This is a genomic window from Kitasatospora sp. NPDC004240 (genome assembly GCF_053603215.1).
On sequence record NZ_JBSGFD010000332.1, the window covers coordinates 1 to 5,559 of the forward strand.

At 75.2% G+C, this 5,559-nt stretch carries 6 protein-coding genes; 5 read left to right on the forward strand and 1 reads right to left on the reverse strand.

Annotation, left to right across the window (positions count from 1 at the left end):
* The 4 genes from ACWEQL_RS40470 to ACWEQL_RS40485 form a co-directional block, all read left to right on the forward strand.
* Window positions 1-654: polysaccharide deacetylase family protein (locus tag ACWEQL_RS40470; RefSeq protein ID WP_452156302.1), on the forward strand; the 654-nt coding region annotated here is incomplete at its 5' end.
* Window positions 655-883: 229 nt separating this feature from the next.
* A complete protein-coding gene (locus ACWEQL_RS40475) occupies window positions 884-1,096 on the forward strand; it encodes a hypothetical protein (RefSeq protein ID WP_452156304.1) in 213 nt (70 codons plus the stop codon).
* Between the two features lie 92 nt (window positions 1,097-1,188).
* The gene (locus tag ACWEQL_RS40480) at window positions 1,189-2,898 is read left to right on the forward strand and encodes a beta-N-acetylhexosaminidase (protein WP_452156306.1); all 1,710 of its coding nucleotides are present in this window, start codon (window positions 1,189-1,191) and stop codon (window positions 2,896-2,898) included.
* 127 nt (window positions 2,899-3,025) lie between these two features.
* Window positions 3,026-4,105 carry a class I SAM-dependent methyltransferase gene (locus tag ACWEQL_RS40485; RefSeq protein ID WP_452156308.1) on the forward strand — a complete coding sequence of 360 codons (1,080 nt, stop codon included), beginning with the start codon at window positions 3,026-3,028 and terminating at the stop codon, window positions 4,103-4,105.
* Here the strand turns inward: ACWEQL_RS40485 and ACWEQL_RS40490 are convergent.
* Window positions 4,072-4,431 carry an antibiotic biosynthesis monooxygenase family protein gene (locus tag ACWEQL_RS40490; RefSeq protein ID WP_452156312.1) on the reverse strand — a complete coding sequence of 120 codons (360 nt, stop codon included), beginning with the start codon at window positions 4,429-4,431 and terminating at the stop codon, window positions 4,072-4,074. The two genes, ACWEQL_RS40485 and ACWEQL_RS40490, sit on opposite strands and share 34 nt — an antisense overlap.
* Before the next feature lie 211 nt (window positions 4,432-4,642).
* On the opposite strand from ACWEQL_RS40490, the gene ACWEQL_RS40495 reads away from it, so the two are divergent.
* On the forward strand, window positions 4,643-5,559 hold a 917-nt coding region (locus ACWEQL_RS40495; RefSeq protein ID WP_452156310.1), incomplete at its 3' end, for an AfsR/SARP family transcriptional regulator.

Sequence of the window (5,559 nt, forward strand, 5' to 3'; positions counted from 1 at the left end):
GCGGCCGCGCCGGGCGGCCCGGCCGGTGACCGGGCCGCGCCCCGGGCGCTGACCGCCGCCGAGACCCGCCCGGTGCACGAGCTCGACGCCGAGCGGCGGGTGGTCGCCCTCACCCTGGACGACGGGCCGGACCCCCGGCACACCCCGACCGTGCTGGCGCTGCTGGAGTCGTACGGCATCCGGGCGACCTTCTTCCTGGTCGGCGAGAACGTGGCCGCGCACCCGGCACTGGTGCGCGAGATCGCCGACCGGGGGCACCACATCGCCAACCACACCTGGTCCCACCCGGACCTGCGGACGCTGTCGGAGACCCGGGTGCACGAGGAGCTGGAACGGACGTCCGAGCTGCTGCACCGGGCCACCGGGCGGGCGCCCAGCTGGTTCCGGGCCCCGGGCGGCGACTGGTCGACGGCCTCGCTCAAGGTGGGCGCCGCGCTGGGGATGCGGCCGATGGCCTGGTCGGTGGACCCCCGGGACTGGGCCCGGCCGGGGACGGCGGTGATCACCGACCGGGTGCTGAAGGACGTCCGGCCGGGCTCGATCGTGCTCAACCACGACGGCGGCGGCGACCGTTCGCAGACGCTGGCCGCGCTGAAGGCGTACCTGCCGGTGCTGATCGACGGGGGGTACTTCTTCACGGCCCCGCCCAACTGAGCGCGCACGGCGGGTGGCTCCCATGGGGCGGGCCGTATGACAGGCCGTGTGACGGGCAAACGCGCGGGTAGCGGGTTTCGGGCATAAACCACCTGAAAGAGTGGCGAAGCAGAATCGTTTCCTCGATTTTGGGGCCTTTAGGGTGATCTCGCACCGATCCCCCCGGTACCGACGCGCGGTCCACGTGCCGTCAGGACCGCCGTGTCACGCCCTGGAAGGGGCCACCCCCATGCGCCTTCGCAACGCCCTGCTCTGCGCCGCCACCGCCATCGCCCTCGCCCTCGCCGTCCCCGGCTCCGCCGCCGTCGCGGACGGCGAACTCCGCCGGGCCGCCGGGGCCGCCGCCGGCCACCCCGACGCCCCGGCCGCCGTCCTGGTGGCGGGCCCGGCCGGGCCGCGGATCAATTCGTACGAACCGCGGGACAATTGGCCGATTGGTTGAGACCATTCCCGGTGAACCCGGCCCGGGACAGGGCCGGACCAGTACTAGAAGACACCGCCTGAAGACACCGTCCGAGGACACCGGGAGCGGCCATGCCGAATCGAACAGCCGGGCTCGCGTCCCGCCGCGGCGGACTGCCGGCGCTGCTCGTCGTCCTCGTCCTGGCGGCCGCCGCGCTCGGCTCGTACCGGGCCCTCACCGGGGACGACGACGGCGACCGCGGCGGGCGGGCGGCGGGCGGCCCGCCGACCCCGACCGCCGGCCCCACCGGGCCCCGCGACGGCAGCCGGATCATCCCGGCGCCGCGGCTGGCCAGGGCCGGCCACGGCGGCACCTACCGGATCACCGCGGAGACCGCGGTGCGGGTCGGCACCGGGACCACCCCGCAGGGGCAGGCGCCCGAGGTCCGGCGGATCGCCGAGCAGCTGGCCGCGCAGCTGCGCCGCTCCACCGGCCTGCCGCTGCCGGTGACGGAGCACCCGGGCGCGAGCGGCGCCGCCACCGGCATCCTGCTCACGCTCGATCCGGCGCTGCCCGCCGAGGCCGGCCCCGAGGGCTACCGGCTGACCGCCGGCGGCGAGCGGGTGGTGATCTCCGCCCGGACCGGGGCCGGGCTCTACCGCGGCACCCAGACCCTGCGCCAGCTGCTGCCCCCGCAGATCGAGAGCGCCGGGCCGGTCGCCGGCAGGACCGACTGGGAGGTCGCGCCGGTCGAGATCGAGGACGGCCCCCGCTACGCCTACCGGGGCGTGCTGCTCGACGTGGCCCGGCACTTCTTCACCGTCGCCGAGGTCAAGGGCTTCATCGACCGCCTCGCGCTGTACAAGGTCAACCGGCTGCACCTGCACCTGACGGACGACCAGGGCTGGCGGATCGCGATCCCCGGCCTGCCGAAACTGACCGAGGTGGGTGCCGTCGGCGAGGTCGGCGGCAGCCCCGGCGGCTTCTACACCGCGGCCGACTACGGCGAGATCGTCCGCTACGCGCAGGACCGCTACATCACCGTCGTCCCGGAGATCGACCTGCCCGGGCACACCAACGCCGCCCTGGCCTCGTACCCCGAGCTGGACTGCCGCGACACCCGCAGGCCCGCGCCGTACACCGGCATCGACGTCGGCTTCAGCCTGATCTGCCCGGACGACGAGAGGACCTTCGCCTTCACCGCCACGGTGATCGACGAGGTCGCCAGGCTGACCCCCGGCGAGTACCTGCACATCGGCGGCGACGAGGTGAAGAAGCTCGACGCGGCCGGCTACCAGGCCTTCGGCCGGCGGATCGCCGCCCAGGTGATCGCGGCGGGCAAGAAGCCGGTCGGCTGGAACCAGTACGCCCCCGCCGCCGGGCCGGACACCGTCCCGCTGCTGCAGTACTGGGACGGCGACGCGCAGAACGACCAGGACGTGGCCGCGGCGGTGCGGCGGGGCGCCAAGGTGATCATGTCGCCGGCGAGCCGCACCTACCTCGACATGAAGTACGACAGCACCTACGACCTGGGCCTGCGCTGGGCCGGCACCATCGACGTGTACGCCTCCTACGGCTGGGACCCGGACACCGAGAAGAGGGAGCTGCCCGCCGGCTCCGTGTACGGCGTCGAGGCGCCGCTGTGGACGGAGACCCTGAGCACCCCCGCCGAGCTCGACCGGATGCTGCTGCCCCGGATGCCGGCCATCGCCGAACTCGGCTGGTCGGACAAGGCCGCCCACTCCTGGCCGCGCTTCCGGGAGCGGCTGGCCGAGGAGGGCCCGCGCTGGGAGGCGGCCGGCTTCGGCTACGAACGGCGCGTCGAGGTGCCCTGGCGCTGAGGCACCGGCCCCGGCCGGCCCTCCGGGGCTCCGAACGGGCTCCGAACGGGCGGCCGGGTGGGGTGGCCGAGGGCGGCGTAGCGTGGCGGGAGGAGGGTTTTCCGCCGACCGTCCGCAGGAGGCACCCATGTCCGTCAGCCAACAGGACCCGGTGAAGCAGGAGGCGTTCGCCGGCCGCATGGTGCAGGTGCTCGACGACGCCTGCCTGGGATTCATGACCAGCGTCGGCCACCGGGCCGGCCTCTTCGACACCATGGCCGGCCTCGCCCCGTCCACCAGCGAGGAGGTCGCCCGCGCCGCCGGGCTGCAGGAGCGGTACGTGCGCGAGTGGCTGGGCGCCATGGTCACCGGCGGGATCGTCGAGTACGACCCCGGCACCCGCGCCTACCGCCTGCCGCCCGAGCACGCGGCCTCGCTGACCAAGGACGCCGGGCCCGACAACCTGGCCGGCATGATGCAGTACCTCGCGCTGATGGGGAACGTGGAGGACCAGGTCCTGGAGGCGTTCCGGCGCGGCGGCGGGGTGCCGTACTCGGCCTACCCGCGCTTCCAGGAGCTCCAGGCAGAGGAGTCCGCGCGGGTCTTCGAGGCGGCGATGGTGGACGGCATCGTCCCGCTGGTGCCGGGCCTCGCCGAGGCGCTGCGCGGGGGCGTCGACGTGCTCGACATCGGCACCGGCCAGGGCCACGCGGTGAACGTGCTGGCGCAGGCCTTCCCGGCCAGCCGCTTCACCGGGATCGACATCTCGGAGACCGGCATCGCCGCCGCCCGTGCCGAGGCCGCCTCCCGCGGCCTGGCCAACGCGGCCTTCACGGTCGCCGACTCCGCCGAGCTGTCCGGCACGTACGACCTGATCACCGCCTTCGACGTGATCCACGACCTGGCCCGGCCCACCCGGACGCTGACCGCGATCGCCGGGGCGCTGAAGCCCGACGGGGTGTTCCTGATGTGCGACGTGGCGGCCTCCAGCAACGTCGAGGAGAACATCGACCACCCGCTCGCCCCGGCGCTGTACACCTTCTCGACCTTCTACTGCATGACGGTCTCGCTGGCCGAGGGCGGCGAGGGCCTGGGCACGGTGTGGGGCGAGCAGACGGCGCGGCGGATGCTCGCCGAGGCCGGGTTCGGCTCGGTGGAGGCCCGGCACGTGGAGGGCGACATCCTCAACGTGTACTACCTGGCCAGGGTGGACGGCGGCGGGAGCTGAGCCGTGGCGGGCACCGGTCGGACGGCGGCCGCCAGGGCGTAGCCGCCGCCGTGCATCGACTCGCACAGGTCGCGGCAGCGCCCGAAGCGCTCGGCGAAGCCGGGCTCCTCGCGCCAGGCGGCGAGCGCGGCCGGGTCCGCCCAGGAGGCGAAGGAGACGAAGTGCTCCGGCTCGCGCAGGTCGCGGATCAGCCGCGCGGAGCGGAAGGCGTCGTGCTCGTCCCGGGTCCAGGCCAGGAGCTCCGTCCAGCGTTGGACGAACTCCTCGGCCCGGCCGGGCAGCACGTGCCAGCTCCCGGAGGCGAAGTAGTCGGCCGAGGCGGTCATCGTGATCACCCGCTTTCCTCATCCGAGTGCCTCCGACGCTAGCCGCCGGCCGTTCCCGGGGCGTTCCCGGGCCGTGCCGGGGGCCGTTCCCGGGAACGCCCGCCGGGCCGGGACTCGCCAGTGGGCGCCCGCGGGCGTAGGTTCGAGGTGTTCGGGTCGCGGCTCCTGCGAGTCGCCCTGTCCGAGTCGTCCGCACGGAAGGCGCCGGCGCATGCTCGAACTGCGCATCAGGCTGCTCGGCGGCTTCCGGGTCCGGGTGGGGCCGCGGGAGATCGCCGACGAGCGGTGGCGCCTGCGGAAGTCCCGCAACCTCGTCAAGCTGCTCGCCCTCGCCCCCGGCCACCGGCTGCACCGCGAGCAGGTGCTCGCCGCGCTCTGGCCCGAGCTGCCGCCCGAGGCCGGCGCCAACCAGCTGCGCAAGGCCCTGCACGAGGCCCGCCGCACCCTCGACCCGGACCCGTCCGCCACCCACCGCTACCTGGAGTCCGCCGAGAGCCTGGCGCTCGGCCCGCGCGGTGCCGTCCGGGTCGACGTGGAGGAGTTCGAGCACGCCGCGCTGGCCGCCCGCCGCAGCCGTGACCCGCGCGCCTACGAACGGGCCGTCGCCCGCTACGGCGGCGACCTGCTGCCCGAGGACCGCTACGAGGAGTGGGCGATCGAGCGGGAACAGGCCCTGCGCGCGGAGTACCTGGCCCTGCTGATCGAGCTCGGCGGGCTGCGCGAGGCCCGCGCCGACGTGGACGGCGCCGCCGCCGTGCTGCGCCGCGCGGTGGCCGCCGACCCGCTGCACGAGGAGGCCTCGCTCGCCCTGATGCGGGTGTACGCGCTGGCCGGCCGGCGCCACCAGGCGCTGCACGAGTACGACCGGCTGGCGGCCGCGCTGGACCGGGACACCGACGGGGTCGAGGGCCCGGGCCCCGCCGCCCAGCGGCTGCGCGAGCAGGTCCGCACCGGCGGGGACGTCCGGGCCGAGCTCACCGGGGAGCTCTGGGAACAGGTCGGCGACCTGCGGATGCTCTCCGGCGACACCGCCGGTGCCGCCGTCGCCTACGGCTCCGCGCTGGAGCCGGGCGTGGTCGACCTGCCCGCCTCGCCGGGCGTGGCCACCGCCCGCCGCTCCGGCGGCGC

Coding starts and splice junctions, on each gene's coding strand:
- ACWEQL_RS40480 (WP_452156306.1), top strand. CDS start 1,189: ATGCCGAATCGAACAGCCGGGCTCGCGTCCCGCCGCGGCGGACTGCCG.
- ACWEQL_RS40490 (WP_452156312.1), bottom strand. CDS start 4,431: ATGACCGCCTCGGCCGACTACTTCGCCTCCGGGAGCTGGCACGTGCTG.
- ACWEQL_RS40475 (WP_452156304.1), top strand. CDS start 884: ATGCGCCTTCGCAACGCCCTGCTCTGCGCCGCCACCGCCATCGCCCTC.
- ACWEQL_RS40485 (WP_452156308.1), top strand. CDS start 3,026: ATGTCCGTCAGCCAACAGGACCCGGTGAAGCAGGAGGCGTTCGCCGGC.